A 21,737-nucleotide genomic window follows, 5' to 3' on the forward strand; every position below is an offset into this window, starting at 1 on the left:
CTTGCAGATTGGAGACAGCAAGTGGACCACAAGATCCAGAAGGTCGTGATTCTCGGCGGAGGCACTGCGGGATGGATGACTGCGTCGTACCTCGCCAAGGCGTTCGGTGAGGATGTACGAGTCACCGTCTTGGAAGCGCCGACCATTTCCCGCATCGGGGTTGGCGAGGCCACGGTCCCCAACCTGCAACGTGTCTTCTTCGACTTCCTCGGGCTGAAGGAAAAGGACTGGATGCCCGAGTGCAACGCCAGCTTCAAGACCGCGGTGAAATTCATCAACTGGTGCACCCCAGGGCCGGGACAGCCCGATCCGCGGGCGACCCCGACCGGCTCTGATCACTTCTACCATCCGTTCGGACTTCTTCCGGAGTCCGACCGGCTACCGTTATCGCATTACTGGGTCCGCGATCGACTCAGCGGCACTTCGACCCAGCCATTCGACTATGCCTGTTTCCCGCAGACCGCAGCCATGGACGCGAACTGCGCACCCTGCTGGCCGGACGGTAATCCCGCCGTGAGCTACGCTTGGCATTTCGATGCCCATTTGGTCGCTGATTTCTTGCGTCGCTTCTCTACCGAGACACTCGGAGTGGTGCACGTCGAAGGAGTCATGTCTCAGGTTCAGAAAGATGCGAATGGATACATTACCGCACTGCTGACCGAGGCTGGCGAGGAAATAAGTGGCGACCTATTTATCGACTGTTCAGGGTTCCGCGGCTTGCTCATTAATGAGTCGATGGAAGAGCCATTCATCGACATGAGTGACCAGTTGTTGTGCGACAGTGCGGTAGCTACCGCAGCGCCGCACGAGGGGACGGCCGTCGAACCTTACACTTCGGCTATCGCGATGCCCTCCGGTTGGACCTGGAAGATCCCGCTGTTGGACCGTTTCGGCACCGGCTACGTATACTCCAGTTCTTTTGTCGACCAGGACCAAGCAACCGAAGAGTTCAGTCGACTTTGGGGACTCGATCCGACATCAAGTTTCAACCACGTGCGCTTTCGCGTCGGCCGTAATCGGCGGGCGTGGGTGAAGAACTGCGTCTCTATTGGGCTATCCTCGTGCTTCATTGAGCCGCTTGAGTCGAGCGGCATATACTTCATTACTGCATCTATCTATCAACTAGCGAAGCACTTTCCCGACAAATCCTTCCATCCGCTTCTCATCAACGCGTTCAATCGTGAGATCGAGGCGATGTTCGAGGACTCGAAAGACTTTCTCCAGGCGCACTACTACTTCTCGCCACGTACGGACACGCCGTTCTGGAAGGCCAACAAGGAACTAGTTCTCAGCCGCGACATCCAAGAGAAGGTCGAGACCTACCGCGCGGGGCTTCCCGTCAACGCTCCAGTAGTAGACGTCGGGACATATTACACAAATTTCGAAGCTGAGTTTCGGAATTTTTGGACTAACGGCAGCTACTATTGCATCCTTGCTGGACTCGGCGTTCTACCCGACGCCCCTTTGCCATCGCTGGCACACCGCGACGGTGCCGCGGAGAGCAAGGAACTGTTCGATCAGGTTCGCCAAGAAGGGCGCTACCTCGCCGAACACCTTCCCAGCACGACGCAGTACCTGGAGACCATTCATCTGACTACCTCCACACGGTGACCGCCGGTGGCATACACTCAAGACCACACCAGGAACTAACTAGCTCACTCGGATCGGTGACCACATCACCGCACTGGCCGAGCATTGCACCGAGGTAGATCCCACGAAGTCCCTGGTGCACCGGCGACGATGTTTCCCGGCCATTTCCTGCGATCTTCGGGCAGGACTGGCCGGAGACATCGTCGCCCTTCGCTGATCGCCGCCCGCGACATCCAGGATTACTCGACGCGCACCGGCACGCCGTTCTGGTAGGACAACATGAAACTTGCGCTGACCGATGGAATCCTTGAGAAGGCGGGCATGTACAAAGCGGGCGTGTGCCCGCGAACCCGCCGCTGACCGACGAGAGGGGTTATTGCGGCAACTTCGAGGCGGAGACTCAACAACTTCTGGGCCAACGGTAGCTATCACTGCTTTTTCACCCGTGCTCGCCGTTGTCGAGTTTTTCGTGGCCGCGGCGCTCATCACTGGAGGAGTCACAGCGCGCTGTGCGGGAGGTGGCGGCGATGCAAGCGCACCGGGCCGACTCCAAGGGACACTAAGGAGTGAGCTGTTCGATGTTCGCAGGCCGTGGGACCGAGGCGTGGAACCCGGAGCGCCCAGGAACGGTCGCGACCCACTGCCCGTACTGCGCTTTGCAGTGCGGCACCCGGCTCACTCGCGAACCCCATGGGGTGTCGGTGCGACCGCTCGACTTCCCGGTCAATCGGGGTGGGCTGTGCCAGAAGGGCTGGACCGCTCCGGAGGTGCTGGACGCCGCCGACCGGTTGATGGATCCGATGGTGCGCCGGGCAGGTGGGTTGGTGCCGGTGGACTGGGACACGGCGCTCGACACGGTGGCCAAGCGGATCGCAGCGTTGCGGGCCGAGCACGGTGCGGACGCGGTGGGGGTGTTCGGCGGCGGTGGGCTGACCAACGAGAAGGCTTACCTGCTGGGCAAGTTCGCACGCGCGGCGATAGGAACGTCCCAGATCGACTACAACGGCCGCTTCTGCATGTCCTCGGCCGCCGTCGCGGGTATCGCCGCGTTCGGTGTCGACCGGGGGCTGCCGTTCCCGGTCGCCGACCTCGACGGCGCGGACGTGGTGCTACTGGCCGGGGCCAATCCGGCAGAGACGATGCCGCCGCTGATGCAACACCTGACCGGCGACCTCATCGTGATCGATCCGCGGCGCACCGCGACGGCCGAGCGCGCCGCCCTGCACCTGCAGCCAGCACCGGGCACGGACCTGGCCCTGGTACTGGGTCTGCTGCATGCCGCGGTGGTCGACGGCCTGGTCGACACCAACTACGTCGCCGAGCGCACCACAGGTTTTGACGCCGCGTGGCGGTGCGCCCTGGCGTGGTGGCCCGAACACACCGAACGCGTCACAGGCGTGCCGGTGGCCAGCATGCGAACCGCGGTGCGCATGCTCGCCGAGGCCGGCAGCGCGTACGTGCTCACCGGCCGCGGCGTCGAGCAGCACAGCAAGGGGTCCGACACCGCCGCCGGGTTCATCAACCTCGCGCTCGCCCTCGGCTTGCCGGGGCGCGTCGGCAGCGGGTACGGCTGCCTGACCGGACAGGGCAACGGCCAGGGCGGCCGCGAGCACGGCCAGAAAGCCGACCAGTTGCCGGGCTACCGCCTGATTACCAACCCTGCCGACCGGGCCCACGTCGCCGACGTATGGGGGCTCGATCCCGCCGCACTGCCCGGCTCGGGCCGCAGCGCCTACGAGCTCCTCGACGCGCTCGGCACCGAGGACGGCCCGAAGGCGCTGCTCGTCTTCGGCTCCAATCCGGTCGTCTCGGCGCCCAACTCCGAACACGTCACCCAACGGCTGTCCTCTTTGGACATGCTCGTGGTCGCGGACTTCGTGCCCTCGGAGAGCGCGCAGATGGCCGACGTCGTCCTCCCGGTCACGCAGTGGGCCGAAGAGGACGGCACAATGACCAATCTCGAAGGGCGCGTCCTGCGGCGCCGTCGCCTGCGGGAGCCGCCCGGACACGCCCGCAGCGACCTGGAGGTGCTGCACGGCCTGGCGGTTCGGCTCGGCGAAGCCGGCCACCGTTACCCCACCACGCCGCGCGAGGTGTTCGAGGAACTGCGCCGCGCCTCCGCCGGCGGCAAGGCGGACTACTCCGGCATCAGCTACGAGCGCCTGGAGTCCGGCGAGGCGCTGCACTGGCCGTGCCCGGACACCGGCCACCCGGGAACGCCGCGGCTGTTCCTCGACGGTTTCGCCCACTCCGACGGGCGGGCCCGATTCGCAACGGTCGAGCACCGCGACGCGGCAGAGACCCCGCAGGAGCCCTTCCCCCTGACCGCCACCACCGGCCGGGTGCCAGCCCATTACCAGTCCGGCGCCCAGACCCGCCGGGTCCCCGAACTCACCGAGGCAGCGGGCGAGGCGTTCGTCGAGGTTGCTCCGGACACCGCCGAACGCCACGGCGTGACCGAGGGCGACCTCGCCCGCGTCACCTCCCCGCGCGGCAGCACGGTCGCGCGCGTGCGGCTGGTGCCCGCACTGCGCACCGACACGGTCTTCCTGCCCTTCCACTTCCCCGGACGGGCCCGGGCCAACCTGCTCACCAACGGCGCGCTCGACCCCCGCAGCCAGATGCCCGAATTCAAGGTCAGCGCCGTGCGCATCGAACCCGCCGAGAACGCCGCCCCGAGCGGCACCCCACGCAACCTGCCTTCCCCGCGGCGGCGCGCAGAGACGACACGCGTCGTCCTGGTCGGCAACGGCCTGGCCGCGCACCGGCTCGTGGCGCGGTTGCGCGAGCTGGGGCACGATGGTCCGATCACCGTGCTGGGAGAGGAACACCGTCCGGCGTACAACCGGGCCCTGCTGGGTTCGGTGTTCGACGGCACGTTGACCGCGGAAGCCGTGACGCTGCCTGCCGTGGACGCCGAGGTGCACCTGGGCGTGACCGCGACCGGGATCGACCGCCGCCAGCAGGTGGTACACACCGACAACGGTGCCCACCACCGATACGACGTGTTGGTGCTGGCCACCGGCGCTCGGCCGCTGGTCCCCGAGATCCCGGGCCTGAACGGGGATCACGTCCGGACGCCGCGCACGCTCGCCGACTGCCAGCGCATCGCCACCGTGACAGGGCCGATCGCCGTGCTGGGCGGCGGGATCCTCGGGGTCGAGACCGCTCGTGCACTGCTGAGCAGAGGTCCCGGCGTCACGCTCGTACACCCACGCCCCCACCCGATGGACCGCCGGCTCGACGCGACCGGGGGCCGCCTGCTGGCCGACCGGCTCGACGGGCTCGGTGTCGATCTCCGGCTCGGCCGCCGCCCCACCACCTACCGGCCCGGCCAGCTGGTCCTGGACAACAGCGATGTCGTGGGCGCCGACCTGGTCGTGGTCTGCACCGGAGCGCGACCCGCGACCGGGCTCGCCGTGCGGGCCGGTCTCGCCGTCCGGCACGGCGTCGTCGTCGACGAACAGCTCCGCACCAGCGACCCGCGGATCTTCGCCATCGGCGACTGCGCCGAACACGGCGGCGACACCCCTGGCCTGGCCGCAGCCGCGTGGGAGCAGGCCGACACGCTGGCACAGCGGCTCACCGGCGGCACTGCGCGCTACCAGGGTGCGCGCACCGCCGCGCGCCTGAGGGCCCGCGACATCGACCTGGTCTCGCTCGGCTCACTGGACGAGCTCACCGGCCCCGAGGCCGAGACCGTCGCGCTATCCGACCCTGCGCGCGGCCGCTACGCCAAGCTCGCGCTGCGCGGGAAGCGCATCACCGGCGCGGTGCTTCTCGGCTTCCCACAGGCCATCGCCTCGATCACGCAACTGCACGACCGCGACCTGCCGGTGCCTGGCGACCGGCTCGCGTTGCTGCTCGGTACCCCACCAGCGGTCCACCGCGACCCAGTCGAGCTGCCCGAGGACACGGTGGTCTGCCGCTGCAACAACGTCACCAAGAAAGCTCTCGCCGCCGCCAATCGGCGCGGGGCGTGCACAGTCGGCGAACTCGTCGCGGCGACCCGGGCAACGACCGGCTGCGGCGCGTGCGCCGACGACGTGCGGCGCCTCAGCGAGTCGCTCAACGGAGCGGCAGCGCAGGAGAGCACCGCGTGACCCACTCGCTTGTCGTCGTCGGCCACGGCATGGTCGGCCACCGCTTCGTGGAAGAGCTGCGCTCCCGCGACAAAGCCGGAACCTGGCGGATCACCGTCCTCGCTGAGGAATCCCGCCCAGCCTACGACCGCGTCGCACTGTCGTCCTGTTTGGACGGAAGGAGCACCGAGGACCTCGGTCTGGTCAGCCACGAGTTCCTGAGCGACCCACGGGTAGACCTACGGTTAGGCACGCCGGCGACCGACATCGACCGGACCGCAGGCGCGGTGTCCACACCGGACGGAGACGTGTTCGTCTACGACGCGCTCGTCCTGGCCACCGGCTCCCGCCCCTTCGTCCCGTCGGTGCCCGGGCACGGCCTGGAGGGCTGCTTCGTCTACCGCACCATCGACGACCTCGACGCGATCCGTGCCTCCGCCACCCAGGGCGGCCACGGCGTGGTGGTCGGCGGCGGCCTGCTCGGCCTGGAAGCCGCCAACGCGCTGCGCCTGCTCGGCATGACCGCGCACGTGGTCGAGGTGGCCCCGCACCTGATGCCGCTCCAGGTCGACGAGGGCGGCGGAAGCGTCCTCAACCGGCTTGTCACCGACCTCGGCCTCGTCGTCCACTGCGGATCGGCCATGCGCTCCGTCGACGCCGGCGACTCCAGCCGGGTCCGCGGCGTGACCCTCGCCGACGGCACCGTGGTAGAAGCCGACCTCGTCGTGTTCTCCGCCGGGGTCCGACCCCAGGACGAGCTGGCCGAACCCGCCGGGCTGGAACGCAGCGAGCGCGGCGGGTTCCTCGTCGACGACCGCTGCCGCACCAGCGATCCGCGCATCCACGCCGTCGGCGAGTGCGCCGCCGTCGAAGGCCGCTGCCACGGGCTGGTCACCCCCGGCTACCGCATGGCCGAGGGAGTGGCCGACCAGCTCCTCGGACAGGGCGAGGGTCGCTTCCCCGGAGCCGACCTGTCCACCAAGCTCAAACTGGTCGGCGTCGACGTCGCCAGCTTCGGCGACGCCCACAGCACCACGGAGGGTGCGATGGAGGTCGTCCACGCCGACAACGCCGCCGGCACCTACGCCAAGCTGGTGCTCTCTGACGATGCCCGGATCCTGCTCGGCGGTGTGCTCGTCGGCGATGCGAGCGCTTACTCGACCCTGGTACCCCTGATCGGCCGCGAAATCCCCAAACCGCTAAGAAACATGCTGCTGCGGTCGGTCCTGTGACCCGGAACAGACGGGCCCGGCGCGATCGGAGTGGCGCACGTCCACTCCGCCGACTATGCGAAAGACCACAGTGGACGATCCGGAAAAATCGTGACCGGCAGCCCCAACACGCCCAGCGCCAGCCATACACACCTTCAAGATCACCAAACAGCCAATCGCCAACACATCAGCCCCCTGAAAGATCAGGGCTAGTTCGGCGACGGTGGCCAACGCGACGGCCTTCTGGGCTTCCAGGCCGTAGTAGCTGCCGCGTAGCCTCCTGGTGAAACGGGCGGCACCGGACGACATCGATGCCGACGACACCCGGCTCGTCCTCGGTGTCCTGCCCCCGGACCGAAGCCCGTTGCCCTGCGCCAGGGACTGCGTCCGGCGCTTCGTCGCTGACGCCGGACGGGGCGGGTGAGCGTGGCGGCGTTCCAGCACCTCATGCGCTCGCGCGGTGTCGGCCCCTACATTCAGACGCTCGACTCATACGCGCGGTCGATCCCGGTGTAGCCGAGCCGGGTTTACCGGATCACCGCATGGGTGCCGGTCGTGTGGCCAGCCGCCCGAGTGCGGATCAAGGTGGGCGCGGCGTATGTGACCGAGTACGGCGAACCTGTGCTTCATGTGAAAATCCCCAAGTCAGAACACTTGACCTGGGGATCGTTGCCCTTCCTCCACGTCCCTCGGCCCGCTTTGTGCATAACGTACAACTCCTGACGGGAAGTTCGTCTCCGCGGGACGTAGGAAGTCCGCCACCGGCTACGTAGCGTCTGGAGTCACATTAAGTGTGACTCAGGACACGTTTCGTGGTATGGAGGTGGCATGGAACTGCGGTACTTGCCGTGGAACCGAACGAACCCTCTGCGTCAGCGCTGGGAGCACGTCGGCCTTCGCGACGACCGCGTCGAACTCACCTACGAGCAGTTCAACGCCAGGGTGGAAGCGTTCTCCGAGCAGCTCGGCGAGCACGGATTCGGCCGCGACGACGTGCTGGCGATCCTGTTGCCGAACCGCGTCGAGCTGCTCATCGCGATGTTCGCGGCCTGGCGGCTGGGTGGGGCGGCCACCCCGGTCAACCCGGTGTTCACCGAGGACGAGGCGGAGCACCAGATCACCGATTCCGGTGCGTCACTCGTCGTCACCCTTGGTCCGGACGCTCCTGTTGGCGGCACGCCGACCATCTACGTCGACGACATGCGGACCACTCGTCAGCACGAGTCCCAGCCGCCCGCGGACCTAGGAGATGACGATCTCGCCCTGCTGATCTACACCAGCGGATCCACCGGCCGGCCCAAGGGCGTGCTGCTCGACCATCGGCACGCCGAGGTCATGTCCGCGACGATGGCGCAGCACTTCAAACTGACCGAGGAGGACCACTGCCTGCTGATCCTCCCGCTCTTCCACGTCAACGCGATCATGGTGAGCGTCCTGGCACCGTTGCGCTGCGGCGGACAGGTCAGCATCGCCGGGCAGTTCTCCGCCACCAGATTCTTCGACCAGGTCGAGCAGCTGCGACCGACGTACTTTTCGGCCGTGCCCACCATCTACGCCGTGCTCGCCGCTCTACCAGAGAGCGTTCACGCCGACGTCTCCTCGCTGCGGTTCGTCGTTTGCGGGGCCGCCCCGGTCTCTCTCGAGCTGCTGACCCGTTCCCATGAGCGGTACGGCTTCGAGATCGTGGAGGGCTACGGCCTCACGGAGGGAACCTGCGCTTCCGCGTGCAACCCGGTCGACGGCGTCCGCAAGATCGGCACCGTCGGACCGGCGCTGCCCGGCCAGAAGATCCGGATCATGGGTTCCGATGGCTCGTTCCTACCACCTAATGAGGACGGCGAGGTCGTCATCTCCGGCCCGACGGTGATGCGCGGCTACCTCAACAAGCCGGATGCAACGGCCGAGACCATCGTCGACGGCTGGCTGCACACCGGCGACGTCGGTCACCTCGACGCAGACGGCTACCTCACCATCGTGGATCGGCTCAAGGACATGATCATCCGCGGTGGAGAAAACATCTACCCCAAAGAGATCGAGGCTGTTCTCACCACTGTGGACGGCGTGCTCGAATCCGCAGTTGTCGGTCGTCCCGACGAGATGTACGGCGAGGTCCCGGTCGCCTACGTCAGCGTCTACCCCGACTCGACGACCACCGAGAAGCAGCTCTTCGAGCACTGTCGACGCCACCTCACGAGGATGAAGGTGCCCGAGCGCATCCGCGTCGTCGACGCCCTGCCGAAGAATTCCGTGGGCAAGATCGACAAGCCCACCCTCCGGCGGAACCTGGACACCCAACCAGCCTGATCACCACCCGGACCCGGATCTGTTCTGCGCGAGACCTCCTCGCGCGGAAAGCCCTGCCCGAGGAAGGAGAGCACCGTGGGATTCAAGACTCCAGACATGCCACCGGTGGACCCGGCAAAGTTCGAGTCGATGCCTGTTATGGACAGGATGCGGATGTTGGCGACGCATTGGGCGGAGTACGGCTTCGGTGGCCCGAAGCAAATGCACGCCCTCTACATCATGAAGACGGTCCTGTTCGTGGTCGGCGGCTGGCTCGTCGTCGGCTTGACCACTTCGGGCCTCAGCCCAGTAGATCTCGGCGGATGGTGGGGCGAGCTCATCGTCTACCAGAAGCTCATGGTGTGGACGGTCCTGTGGGAGATCACCGGACACGGCGCCTCCTGGGGCCCCCTGGCCTTCAAGTTCGGCCCGATGATCGGGGGATGGCGCTATTGGACAAAGCTCGGGACCCTGCGCCTCCCGCCCTACCCAGGCAAGGTCCCCGGAACTGCCGGTGACCAGCGCACGATCTTCGACGTCGGGCTCTACCTGCTGATCCTGGCCAACCTGGTGTTCCTGCTCGTGGGACCCGGCGTCCAGAGTGGAGCCGCCTACAGCGAGGTCGGACTGCTGCCGGGCTGGGCATTGATCAGTTACGTCACGCTCATCCTGGTCATGGGCTTTCGCGACAAGGTCCTGTTCTTGGCCTCCCGGCCCGAGCAGTACGCCGTGTGCCTGCTGGCCTTTGGCGTCTTGGCCAGCCACGTCGACATGGTGCTCGTCGCCAAGATCGCCATGGTCACCATCTGGTTGGGGGCCGGCGTCTCCAAGTTCGGGCACCACTTCAGCCTCGTCGTCCAGGCGATGATGAGCAACACGCCCTGGCTGACGTCCAAGCGGTTGAAGCGTTCACTCTACAAGGACCCACCGAACGACATGCGGCCGTCGAAGATGGCGCTGGGGTGGGCGCACCTCGGCGGTACCGTCGTCGAGCTGTGCCTGCCGCTGGTGCTGCTCTTCTCGACGAACGAAACCATCACCTGGCTGGCGATCGCCGGCATGGTGCTGTTCCACATCTTCATCTACTCGACCTACCCTCTCGCGGTGCCGCTCGAGTGGAACGTCTTCTTTGTCTTCGTCGTACCGTTCCTGTTCGGGGGTTTCTTCGCCGGCAACGGCTACAGCATGTTCGACTTCAGCAGCGCCTGGGTCCTCGCCGCGGCGCTGGCCCTCTACCTGGCCGGTCCGATCCTCGGCAACCTGAAGCCCGAGTGGGTGTCGTTCCTGGTCTCCATGCGGCAGTACGCCGGCAACTGGGCGTCGGCGACGATGGCGTTCCGCATGAACGACGCGGAGGACAAGCTCGACACCGGCCTGACCAAGACTCTGCAGACCCAGCGGCAGCAGCTGCGTGGCCTCTACGGCTCTGAGGTGGCCGAGATCTTCCTGCAGAAGTGCGTGGCCTTCCGCAGCATGCACAGCCATGGCCGCATGCACCTGTCCCTCCTGCAACGGCATCTCGACAAGCTCGAGAACTACCGGCTGCGCGAAGGTGAGGTCGTCTGCACCGTGCTCGTCGGCTGGCAGTTCGGCGACGGGCACCTGTTCGACGAACGCACGATCGCGATGGTGCAGAAGCGCTGCAAATTCGAGCCTGGCGAGCTCGTGATGGCCTGGACCGAGTCGCAGCCGATCCACAAGAAGACCGTGCAGTACAAGGTCGTCGACGCCGCCCTCGGCATCGTTGAGCTCGGCTACTACGACGTGCAGGACGCGGTGGCCGAGCAGCCGTGGATTCCGAACGGGCCGATCCCGCACCAGGTGACCTGGCGGCTGCCCGGCTACGAACCGGCCGGGAACTTCTTCCACCCCGTCCCACGTCCGGACGGATCCAAGCGGCATGTTCGCTCCGAGGGACGACCCAATGGCAAGGTCACCTCATGACGAAGGCAGTCGTGGTCGGCAGCGGGCCCAACGGGCTCGCTGCCGCCCTCACCCTCGCGGCGGAAGGAGTGGACGTCGAGGTGCTCGAGGCCGCATCCACCGTCGGAGGCGGAACCCGCAGCAGCGAGCTCACTCTGCCCGGCCTGTTGCACGACGAGTGCTCGGGTTTTCATCCCCTCGCCGTCGACACGCCGTTCTCCCAACGGTTCGATCTCTCCCGCCACGGACTCCGCTGGCGATGGCCCGAGGTGCAGTACACCCATCCGCTGGACGGTGGCCGCGGAGCAGCAGCATGGCGGTCGGTGGATGCCACCGCGCACGGCCTCGGCTCCGACGCTCGCGCGTGGCGGCAGGTCTTCGGTTGGTTGGCCAGCCGGTTCGACGACATCAGCGAGGATTTCCTCCGTCCGATGCTGCACCTGCCCACCCACCCGTGGAAGCTGGCCCGGTTCGGGGCGCTGTCCCTATTGCCGGCGGCGTCACTGGCCAGGCGGTGGTCGACCCCGGAAGGTCGGGCGCTCTTCGCCGGTGTTGCCGCCCACGCGCTGCGCCCGTTCGGGTCGCCGATGTCCTCGGCGATCGGGGTCGCACTCGGCACAGCGGCCCACTGCTACGGCTGGCCCGTGGCCGAGGGCGGATCGGCCGCGATCGCGCGAGCCATGGTCGGATTGCTCGAGGAGCACGGCGGCCGAGTGCAAACGGGGGCCACCGTGAGCTCGCTCGACGAGCTCGGCTCGCCCGACGTGGTCATGCTCGACGTGGCTCCTGCTGCGGCGGCACGGATCATCGGCGACCGGATGCCCCCGCGCGTTTTCCGAGCCCTCACCCGCTACCGCCACGGACCGGGTGTGTTCAAAGTCGAGTTCGCGGTGCAGGACGGCGTGCCCTGGCAGCACGAGGAATCCCGGCGCGCTGGCACAGTCCACGTAGGTGGGTCACTCGACGAGATTGCGACGGCTGAGCGCGAGATCCACCGTGGCCGGATGCCGGAGCGGCCTTTCCTTCTGGTGGGTCAGCAGTATGTCGCTGACCCTTCAAGGGCTGCCGAGGGGGCTGTACCCGTCTATGCCTATGCGCACGTGCCCGGTGGTTGGGTCGGCGACGCCACCTCGGCGGTCGAGCAGCAGATCGAGCGGTTCGCCCCTGGCTTCCGGGACCGGATTCTCGCCCGGCACGTCAGGTCGGTGCGGCAGATGGAGGAGCACAACCCCAACTACGTCGGAGGCGACGTGGTCACCGGCGCCAACGACGCACTGCAGCTGGTCTTCCGACCGCGGCCCGCGCTCAATCCTTACTACCTGGGCGTACCCGGCGCCTACCTGTGTTCGGCGGGCACTCCACCAGGCGCGGGCGCGCACGGCATGTGCGGCTACAACGCGGCACGGTCGGCGCTGCGCGAGCTTCGTGGGAGGAATGCTGACCGCTTGTGACGGGACCCCTGAAACGACGCCTGGTCTCTGACGGTGCCCCAGAGGCCGCGGAGATCCGCGTCCTCGTGATCCGCGTCGCCGAGCGCCTCCAGGAGCGGCACACCGAGCTCAGCAACAGCATGAACGCCGCGATCGAGAATGCCATCGCGGACCTCGACGACCCCGAAATGACGGAGATGCTGCATGCCAGCGTCGAGGGCAACATCACCACGATCCTGCACATGCTGCGCAACGACATCCCGATCGAGCACGTGCACCCGGCTACCGCTGCCACGGAGTACGCCGTCCGGCTGGCTCGAGCGGGCGTGTCGACGGCACCGCTGCGCCGCGCGTACCACATCGGCTCCGACGACCTGCTGGCCGAGATGTTCCAGGAGATCGAACGGCTGGACTGCTCATCGGAGCTCAAGCTGCGCCTGCTGCACCACTTGGCCGGTTGGCTGCACCGTTATGTTGACTGGATCACTCGGGTGGTGCTCGATGTTCACGAGGCGGAGCGGCAGACACTGGTGGAGCAGAATGCCACCGATGTCTCCCGGCTCGTGCATCGAGTGCTCGACCGCGAGGCGGTCGAAACGGGCCAATTCGCCCGCACGACTGGCTACCGTCTCGATCACGCCCATGTCGCCACGGTGCTCTGGGACGAGGGGGCGCGCCAGGCAGCTGACCAGATCGAGGCTCTCCGGTCGCTGGCGAGCCAGCTCGCTCGGGCGGTGGGGAGCCCGGTCGCGCCGCTGTTCATGCCGATCGATCGCAGCACCGCCTGGGTCTGGTGCCACGTACCGGACGAAACATCGTGGATCGATACGGCGCGAGTGCACGAGGTCCTGGCAGCGGTCCCGGCCGTGCGGGCTGCGATGGGCAGCCCCGTAACAGGCATCGAAGGGTTCCGCCGGACGCTGGAGCAGGCCAACTCCATTCGCATCGTCGCCAGCACCAGCCGCGCACCGCACACCCGGGTGGTGTCCTACGGCGACGACGGCATGGCGATCGCCGCGATGCTGGCGCGAGATCTCCCGGCCAGCCGACGATGGGTCGTCGAGTCCCTCGGGGCGCTAGCGGTCGACACCGAGCCTGCTCACCGGCTGCGGGAGACCCTGCGAACTTTCCTGCGCACTGGCAGCTACGTCGAGACCTCCGAGACGCTGATGCTGCACCGCAACACCGTGAAGTACCGCCTGGCCAAGGCGGAACAGGAACGAGGTCGCCCGCTGACCGAAGGACAGCTCGACCTCGAGCTCACCCTGCACCTGTGTCACGTGCTCGGACCGGCGGTGCTGCAACAGCCACGGAAGCTGGGGGAGACCGATCTCACGAGCTGATCCGGCCGCACCGAATGCCGCTCGCCGCGGATATATGTCGGGATGTGCCGACGAGGGTACGTGGCCAGTCACAAGCGTGTGGAGCAGCTCATGCGCGTGCACGGCATCGTCAGCTTGAGCCCCCCAAAAAAGTGGGTGCGCACCACCAAGTCGGTAGTTTCAGCTGCTCTGCCGAAGGTGGGTTCCCCGGAGGATTACCGAACCCGTGGGGAGGCCAGCGTAGGTATCGGAGAGGGAGCTGAACCCCCACGTGAGCAACAGCAGGTCAGTGACGTGACAGCCTGTGACAGCGACGAGGGAGAAAACAAAACCCCAGGTCAGAAGCTTGACCTGGGGATCGTTCTGTGTCGGAGGGGGGGACTTGAACCCAAACCCCACGCTGAACCTCTCCGGCCACCTGATCCTTCCAGAACGGACACAGTGATCCTGCTAGCCGTTGCGGTTTCATTGCTCCAGCTCGCCAACGCAGACGAATCGGTGCGACACCGCTTGGGCGGCTTCCCAGTCCTTGCCGCCCTTGCCATCGAACACGTACAGCCTTGTGTATGGATCAAGGACCAGCCCAGCTGCGGGAAGCCGGGCCGCAAAAGGTCTTGCCTTGGCTGAGAATCGCACCGACGATCAACGAACGTCCACACCACTTGCAGGTCAACCTTGCGATTGCGGCTCCCGTTCCGAACGGGATGCCCGCCAGGCGTCCGCGTCCAGCAGCGGGAACCGCAATGGTGGGCCCGAATCCGGGCCCTCGTCGACGACCCACAGAAACACGCGACCGACATGACCGCCCCGGCCGCGCACGCGCTCGGCCAGGAGCTACATCTCGTCGACCGCCAGCGCTGCCACCACCACGCTTACAAGCTGAGTCCGACCATCGGCGAGGTCCGACACCTCATCTACCTGGTCACACGACTACTCCAGCACGCGCCTCATGTCGCAGCGGGATAGCGACCGTGTTCGAAACCACCAGTAGGCCATTGCCACGAGCAGGTTTCGCAAAACACGACCACAGTGATCACCGGACCACTAGCATGGCCAGTTCCGGACAAAACGGATTAGGGAAAGGATTCCGACATGCCCGCCGGTCCCCATGCAAGGTCCGAGGAGGCCGATCCGCATGCAGCGCTGACCACCCCTTCTCGGGTGGGAGGTGGTGCGCCCTGCGTCGTGTGCAGTGCTCCGATCGCACGCTTCACTCCGTGGAAGCTACGGGACCGGAACGTCTGCTCACCGAACTGCAGCCAGACGCTCAAGCGCCGATTCAATCGCGGCCAATTCCCGAGTCCTCCCTCGAGCACGGTCGTCACCGATTCTTAGGTCGCCAACGAGCGGTTCTTTCCTGGGGTGGATTCGTTGGCCCACGTGAGCCTCGGGCGGGCGCGCAATCGAGCGAGGAATGCCTGGGCTGAGCTGGGGCTACGTTGCGGTTGGGGCGCTTGGGCGTCCCCGGTCCGGAGTTGTTTCAAGAAACTCGGGACCTGCACCGATATGGCGGCCACCGCCACGTGGCGAACCACGAACGTGACCCGCTACGGCACGACCGAAACCGTGGACATCGCCACCATCTCCTGCCTGTGGTGGGGCTCGCTGCACCGCACGCCCGTCACGGTCATGCTGATCAAAGAGATCGACTCCGTCCGGCCGTATGACATCGCGCTGGTGTCCACCGACACCAGCGCTTCGGCTGGGACGATCATTGCTCGCTACGCCGACCGATGGAGCGTGGAACAAACGATCAAGGACTCCAAGAGCCTGATCGGGGCCGGAGAGGCCGCCAACCGGCTCCGCCTCGCGGTCGAACGCAGCGTGCTCTTCGCGATGCTGGGCCTGACCATCCTCATCCTGTGGTACGCCGGGCACGGCACCGCCGAAGCCGACCTGGCCACCGCCCGTTCCCGATCACCCTGGAACCGCAAGAAGACCCACGTCAGCATCGACGACATGCTCATCGCCTTCCGACGAGCCCGAATAACCGCCATCAGCACAGGTCAGAACACAACCGATCAAAATCCCGCCACGCCTGCGACCAGCACCTCAATCGCCGCATAACCGCGAAACCTCAGGATCAGAGGCGGGTGTAATTTTCGATGTCCTGCTCGAACTCCGCGATGGCCCCGGCGGTCAACGTGGGGCGGGTGTCGGCAACCGCCCGCAGGTAGTCTTCTGTCGTCGCCAGCGCATCGTCGTCGTGCAGCACGTCGCGTTCGAACGCGGCCTGGGCGCCCTGGCGGGCGGCGAACTCGATGTCGGCTGGGGTGAACAGAGCTGTGCGCTCCACCAGCAGCTCCAGGTCGACGTTGTCGCGCGCTGGACCGAGGTAGCGCGACCAGATCGCGCGTCTGGCGGGCTCGTCCGGCGGCCCGACCGGGATGATGTAGTCGAACCGGCCCGGCCGCAGGAAGGCCGAATCCAGTAAGCTAACCGAGTTGGTGGCGCAGACCAGCAGTCGGTGGTCATGCTCACGGAAGCCGGGGATGAGCTTGAGCAGTTCGTTGGTCACCCCGTGCGTCGGCCCGGCCGCGGGCGTGGATCGGGTGCCTGCGATTTCCTCCACCTCGTCGATGAACAACACCAGGTCGTCGAGTTCCTCAAGCTCGGCGAACACCGCGCGCAGCGACGCCGCCAACCCGTCCGGGGACGCACCGGCCAGCCGCGAGGGGAACAGCTCGACGAACGGCCAGTTCAACCGGGATGCGATCGCCTTGGCAAAGCTCGTCTTGCCGGTCCCGGGTGGTCCGAACAGCACGATCGCCTTCGGCGGCAGCACGCCGTGCCGCTCCGCCTGCTCGAGGTGCGAGATCGGGAGCACCACGCGGCGCTCGATGACGTCCTTCTCCCGCGCCATCCCGGCCATCGCCTCCCACCGGCCGGGCGGCAACAGCCGACCGCCGAGTTCCTCGAGCACGCCGAAATCGGCCGGGTCGAGGTCCTCGACCTTCTCGAAATAGGTCAGGTCCGTGCGCGGTCGGTAACCGGAGTTGACCATAGCCTTGAACCCGGCCGCGCCCTCCGGGACCAGGCTGGTAATGCGATGCACGCCCTGACCACGCAGCTTCTTCTCCAGTTCGTCCAGCAACGCGCTTCCGATGCCGCGGTTGCGCCACCGGGCGTCGAGGGCGAACAACGCCAGCCACGCCCGTTCCCCTTCCACCTTCGCTGCTGCCATGCCGACCACGTCTTGCTCCATGACCGCCACCATCGCAGGGTGACCGGCCCGTGCGATCGACACCACCTCGGCTGCGGAGAACACCGGCTCCCCGCCTTCGCGGCTCTGGTCCCAGATGTGAATCGCCTGGTCCAGATCGTCGTCGTGAAAATCACGCACCCGCCACGGCGGCATGGCACACCTCCTGATTTTTCGTCCCCACGCCGGGGAATAGCTCGCGTGAGCTGGGAATGGCCGAGCAAGCTAATAGGCGCGACCACGGCGCGCATGAACCAGCACACAGATCAACAGCTCCCCGAGGGGTCGCTTACGGAATCGATACAAGGCACGTCCACATCGAGTATCGGTGCCCCTGGCGCGTACAAAGCGTCGTCGAGTCGGCGCAGGGCGAATGCCGAGCTCAGCACTGCCCCGTCCGCTCCACCAGAACATCCACGTTAGCGCTGGTGTTCATCGGCATGAGCATGAGTCTGAGATCTCGCCGGACCGTGGAAAACGGGCCGGGATAATCGGGAAAAGAGCCTGCAAGAACGGGTCTGGTCTCAGAACCGTCCAAACGAACGCCTCTCACCTGTCGGATCGGGCAGGTTCCTCATAAGTCTTCTTCCAAGACTAGGCGGAGGCGGGTTTCAAGCACGTTGCGACGCGGAGCGTCCGAGTCCATCAGGTCACGCGCCTTCTCCAGAACCTCCAGGTCGTCACGCCCCACATCGGTGTGGGTGAAACGCCAGAGGAGTTCCCGGTCCTTGCTGGCTAGAGCCCAGCCCCGGATCGATGCGTGCAGCTCGTCGCGCTCGGCGCGGATGGCGGCGGACTCCGAGTCCGGAAGCAACAGCCCGGCGCGGTCGATGGCAGCTTCGGCGTCGCCGCGGCTCAATGCCTCCCTGAGCGTGAGCAGATCGCCGTCCACCTCGGCTGCGATCCGGTACGGCTTGGGCTCGACCACGCTTCGGCCGAGCGCGTTGCGGAGACGGTGGATCTCCACACGGACCGTGGCGGGGTTGCCCTGCTCGCCATGCAGGAGCAGCGCGAGGCGCTCCGCCGTGAGCCCGTCAGGATGCATCGCGAGCAGCGTGAGGATTTCCGCGTGCCGCAGGCTCAGTTTGTGCCGCACCCCATCCACTGTGGCGACGGGAACACCGCTGCCGAGCAGCTTCAACGACAACCGTGGCCGGTGGCCGGAGCGGCGTTGGCCCAGGCGCAGCAGGTAGCCGCCCTCAATCGGTTCGAGTTCGACGTGTTCGTCGGTGTTCATCTGGTCGAACCCGCCGCCGTCGAAGCTGAGTCGTTGGCCCGGCACGAGCTGCGTCGTAGCGGCGCTCGCGACGACACGCCCGCTGGGACTCAGCAGCACTGTTCCCGTCCCAGGGTCGGCGAGGTGGCGCTCGTGGCGTTGGCGGAACAGGTCGTCGGAGGCGACCAAGCGCCAGCGGAGCTCGTTTTCGACCATTCGCCCCGCGGCCACCACGAGCGCGAGCAGCGCCGGGTGCATGGTGTGCAACGGTCCGCTGAGGTCGATGGCACCGAGCAGCGCACCGGTTTCCGGGTCGCGGATGGGGCAGGCCGCGCAGGTCCACGAGTGGTAGGTCCGCACGAGGTGTTCGGCGGAGTGAATCTGTACGGGCGTGCCGGTTACCAGGGTCGTGCCCATAGCGTTCGTGCCAATGGCGTTTTCGGCCCAACGTGTGCCTTCAGCGAGCCCGACGCGATCGGCATCGCGGCAAACGTGGGGGTGACCTTCCCGCCACAGGATGTTGCCGTCGGCATCGGTGATGATCATGATGTGACTGGTGCCGTCGGTTTCGTCGAGCACCGTCTGGCGCAACATGGGCACCCACCGCGCCAGCGGGTGGCCGTCGCGGATGTCGTCGAGTCGGCTGCAGTCGAGCGACTCCGGGGGTCGCCCGAGATCGGGAGCGATCCGGGCTTCCAGCGAACGGCGCCACGACTCAAATATGACCGACCGCGGCTCATGCGGAGCCCGGTCGCCCGCAAGAACGGCGGCATGCACCCGCTCGAGAAGTCGTGCGCGCTCGAACGGATCGACCGAGGTGTCGTAACTGCTGTTCATGGGCCTGCACAGATGTGTCGAGACAGAATCCGGTCACTGAAACGGCCATAGTGCGCGGTTACGCCGACTACAGGCAAGTTACCGCCGAGTCGGTCGTAACGTGCAGGCAACGTTGCGACTCCTAGCTTCTCGCGAAACCAGAGGCCTGAGTAGCTCAGGTCACGACGGTTCGCCAGAGCCGCACGAGCACACGAGAGGTCAACGATGACTCAGTACGCAGCGCCAGGGGCCGCCGGCTCGGTGGTCGATTACCGCTCGCGCTACGAGCACTTCATCGGTGGCGAGTACGTCGCCCCCGTCAAGGGCGGGTACTTCGAGAACCCGACCCCGATCACCGGCAAGACCTTCACCGAGGTAGCCCGTGGGACTGCGGAAGACGTTGAGCGTGCCCTCGACGCCGCAGAAGGTGCCGCGACCGGGTGGGGAAAAGCGTCCTACGGCGACCGTGCCGCGGCCCTGCTCAACATCGCCGACCGGATGGAGCAGAACCTCGAGAAGCTCGCCGTCGCCGAGAGCTGGGAGAACGGCAAGCCGGTGCGCGAGACGCTGGCCGCCGACATCCCGTTGGCGATCGACCACTTCCGGTACTTCGCGGGCGCCATCCGTGGCCAGGAAGGCGGGATCTCGCAGATCGACGAGAACACCGTCGCCTACCACTTCCAGGAACCGCTCGGGGTGGTCGGACAGATCATCCCGTGGAACTTCCCGATCCTGATGGCGACCTGGAAGCTGGCGCCCGCACTGGCTGCGGGCAACGCCGTCGTGCTCAAGCCCGCCGAGCAGACCCCGGCCTCGATCCACGTGCTGCTCGAGGTCATCGGGGATCTGTTGCCGCCTGGCGTGCTCAACGTGGTGAACGGTTTCGGGGTCGAGGCGGGCAAGCCGCTGGCGTCCAGCTCGCGGATCAGCAAGATCGCCTTCACCGGTGAGACGACGACGGGCCGTCTGATCCTGCAGTACGCCAGCGAAAACATCATCCCGGCGACCGTGGAGCTGGGCGGCAAGAGCCCGAACATCTTCTTCGACGACGTCGCCGCGAAGAAGGACGCCTTCTACGACAAGGCGTTGGAGGGATTCACCATGTTCGCCCTCAACCAGGGCGAAGTGTGCACGTGCCCGTCCCGCGCCCTGGTACAGGGCGGCATGTACGACCAGTTCCTCGCCGACGCCCTGGAACGCACCAAGAAGATCAAACAGGGACACCCGCTCGACACCGAAACCCAGATCGGCGCCCAAGCCAGCAACGACCAGCTGGAGAAGATCCTCTCCTACATCGACATCGGCAAGCAGGAGGGCGCCAAGGTCCTCACCGGTGGCGAGCGCATCGAGATGGACGGGGAACTCGCGGGCGGCTACTACGTCCAGCCGACCGTCTTCGAAGGGCACAACAAACAACGGATCTTCCAGGAGGAGATCTTCGGCCCCGTCGTGTCCGTGGCGAAGTTCGACGACTACGACGACGCCATGAAGATCGCCAACGACACGCTCTACGGACTCGGCTCCGGCGTCTGGTCCCGCGACGGCAACACCGCCTACCGAGCCGGAAGAGACATCCAGGCCGGCCGGGTGTGGGTGAACAACTACCACGCCTACCCCGCGCACGCGGCCTTCGGCGGCTACAAGGCATCCGGGATCGGGCGAGAAAACCACAAGATGATGCTCGACCACTACCAGCAAACGAAGAACCTGCTGGTCAGCTACTGCGAGAGCGGACCAGGACTGTTCTGATGACCGGGCCGGAAAGGGTCGCCGTAACCACGTAGGCGGCGGAGTTACTGCGCCTCCTCCACGACCAGCACGGCCCGCTGATGTTCCACCAGTCCGGCGGTTGCTGCGACGGCAGCCTTCGAGCGGGTTGTTCCTGGAAACGCCGGGGTCGTGTGGCCCCATAGCCCGCTCACGATCATTCACCGACAACGAATGGAGGCGACTTCATGCGAGCCGAACACCAGACAAGACGTGTGGTCCTCATCGGGCCGCCCGGCGCGGGGAAGGGAACGCAGGCGAACGCCATTGCCTCCTACCTGGAGGTACCGCACGTTTCCACCGGTGACACGTTCCGGCGCAACATTCGGGAAGGCAGCGAACTCGGTCTCGCCGCGAAGGCCTACATGGACTGTGGCGAGCTGGTTCCGGACGGACTCACCATGGCGATGGTGAGCGGCCGGCTCGCCGAGGAAGATACCGTCGGCGGATTCCTGTTGGACGGGTTCCCCCGCAACCTCCACCAGGCCAGAAGCCTGGACGAAACACTGCGTCGTTCCGGGCACGCTGTCGACCTCGTGCTGGAACTGAACGCGCCCGTGGAGGAAGTCGTTCGGCGCCTCAACGGAAGGCGGACCTGCGGCCAATGCGGCCGGAGTTGGCACGTGGAGTTCAGCCCCACGCGGGTTGAGGGAATCTGTGACGTGTGCGCCGGATGGCTGCACCGGCGCGACGACGACCACGAGGACTCGATCCGCCGCCGCTTGGAGCTCTACGAGCAGCAGACATCGCCACTGCTCAGGTATTACCAGGAGAACGACGTCCTTGCGCGGGTCGACGCACTGGGGCCTTTCGAAGTCGTCGGCGAACGGATCCTGGCCGTGTTTACCGCGGACGGCGCCGGGCCGGTCGGGGCAACGCCACCTCAAGATTGACC

The 21,737-nt window shown here is 66.4% G+C and carries 16 protein-coding genes; 14 read left to right on the forward strand and 2 right to left on the reverse strand.

The window, feature by feature from the left end; translation table 11 throughout:
* Positions 1-21: 21 nt before the first annotated feature.
* From ACYVAN_RS15835 to ACYVAN_RS15885, 11 genes are all read left to right on the forward strand, one after another.
* The gene (locus tag ACYVAN_RS15835; RefSeq protein ID WP_460960293.1) at positions 22-1,611 is read left to right on the forward strand and encodes a tryptophan halogenase family protein; all 1,590 of its coding nucleotides are present in this window, start codon (positions 22-24) and stop codon (positions 1,609-1,611) included.
* Between the two features lie 557 nt (positions 1,612-2,168).
* Positions 2,169-5,693: a molybdopterin-dependent oxidoreductase gene (locus ACYVAN_RS15840; RefSeq protein ID WP_460960295.1), complete on the forward strand. Its 3,525-nt coding sequence runs from the start codon at positions 2,169-2,171 to the stop codon at positions 5,691-5,693.
* The gene (locus ACYVAN_RS15845; RefSeq protein ID WP_460960296.1) at positions 5,690-6,904 is read left to right on the forward strand and encodes an NAD(P)/FAD-dependent oxidoreductase; all 1,215 of its coding nucleotides are present in this window, start codon (positions 5,690-5,692) and stop codon (positions 6,902-6,904) included. Before ACYVAN_RS15840 ends, ACYVAN_RS15845 begins: the two co-directional genes overlap by 4 nt.
* 262 nt (positions 6,905-7,166) lie before the next feature.
* Complete coding sequence (locus ACYVAN_RS15850) at positions 7,167-7,307, forward strand: hypothetical protein (protein WP_460960297.1); 141 nt, start codon at positions 7,167-7,169, stop codon at positions 7,305-7,307.
* Between the two features lie 404 nt (positions 7,308-7,711).
* A complete protein-coding gene (locus ACYVAN_RS15855; RefSeq protein WP_460960299.1) occupies positions 7,712-9,187 on the forward strand; it encodes a class I adenylate-forming enzyme family protein in 1,476 nt (491 codons plus the stop codon).
* A gap of 75 nt (positions 9,188-9,262) precedes the next feature.
* Positions 9,263-11,110, forward strand: a complete 1,848-nt coding sequence (locus ACYVAN_RS15860; protein ID WP_460960301.1) for a DUF3556 domain-containing protein — start codon at positions 9,263-9,265, stop codon at positions 11,108-11,110.
* Positions 11,107-12,540 carry a phytoene desaturase family protein gene (locus ACYVAN_RS15865; RefSeq protein WP_460960303.1) on the forward strand — a complete coding sequence of 478 codons (1,434 nt, stop codon included), beginning with the start codon at positions 11,107-11,109 and terminating at the stop codon, positions 12,538-12,540. Before ACYVAN_RS15860 ends, ACYVAN_RS15865 begins: the two co-directional genes overlap by 4 nt.
* Positions 12,537-13,862, forward strand: coding sequence for a PucR family transcriptional regulator (locus ACYVAN_RS15870; protein WP_460960305.1), 1,326 nt, complete (start codon positions 12,537-12,539; stop codon positions 13,860-13,862). Before ACYVAN_RS15865 ends, ACYVAN_RS15870 begins: the two co-directional genes overlap by 4 nt.
* Before the next feature lie 30 nt (positions 13,863-13,892).
* A complete protein-coding gene (locus tag ACYVAN_RS15875) occupies positions 13,893-14,468 on the forward strand; it encodes a hypothetical protein (RefSeq protein WP_460960682.1) in 576 nt (191 codons plus the stop codon).
* Positions 14,469-14,639: 171 nt separating this feature from the next.
* Complete coding sequence (locus ACYVAN_RS15880; protein ID WP_460960307.1) at positions 14,640-14,807, forward strand: hypothetical protein; 168 nt, start codon at positions 14,640-14,642, stop codon at positions 14,805-14,807.
* 540 nt (positions 14,808-15,347) lie between these two features.
* Entirely contained in the window at positions 15,348-15,908 is a 561-nt protein-coding gene (locus tag ACYVAN_RS15885) for a hypothetical protein (protein ID WP_460960308.1), read from the forward strand.
* A gap of 16 nt (positions 15,909-15,924) precedes the next feature.
* Here the strand turns inward: ACYVAN_RS15885 and ACYVAN_RS15890 are convergent, their stop codons facing one another.
* Both ACYVAN_RS15890 and ACYVAN_RS15895 read right to left on the reverse strand, forming a co-directional pair.
* Positions 15,925-17,199, reverse strand: coding sequence for an ATP-binding protein (locus ACYVAN_RS15890; protein WP_460960310.1), 1,275 nt, complete (start codon positions 17,197-17,199; stop codon positions 15,925-15,927).
* A 418-nt stretch (positions 17,200-17,617) separates the two neighbouring features.
* Entirely contained in the window at positions 17,618-19,096 is a 1,479-nt protein-coding gene (locus tag ACYVAN_RS15895; RefSeq protein WP_460960312.1) for a helix-turn-helix domain-containing protein, read from the reverse strand.
* 204 nt (positions 19,097-19,300) lie between these two features.
* Here ACYVAN_RS15895 and exaC point away from each other — a divergent pair, with 204 nt between their 5' ends.
* The 3 genes from exaC to ACYVAN_RS15910 are packed head-to-tail and all read left to right on the forward strand — an operon-like array spanning position 19,301 to position 21,735.
* Positions 19,301-20,824 (forward strand): acetaldehyde dehydrogenase ExaC, encoded by a 1,524-nt coding sequence (gene exaC / locus ACYVAN_RS15900; RefSeq protein WP_460960314.1) that lies wholly within the window; start codon positions 19,301-19,303, stop codon positions 20,822-20,824.
* 47 nt (positions 20,825-20,871) lie between these two features.
* A complete protein-coding gene (locus tag ACYVAN_RS15905; RefSeq protein WP_460960684.1) occupies positions 20,872-20,988 on the forward strand; it encodes a DUF779 domain-containing protein in 117 nt (38 codons plus the stop codon).
* 42 nt (positions 20,989-21,030) lie between these two features.
* Positions 21,031-21,735 carry an adenylate kinase gene (locus tag ACYVAN_RS15910; RefSeq protein WP_460960316.1) on the forward strand — a complete coding sequence of 235 codons (705 nt, stop codon included), beginning with the start codon at positions 21,031-21,033 and terminating at the stop codon, positions 21,733-21,735.
* Positions 21,736-21,737: the final 2 nt, after the last annotated feature.

The organism is Parasphingorhabdus pacifica, from assembly GCF_054779195.1.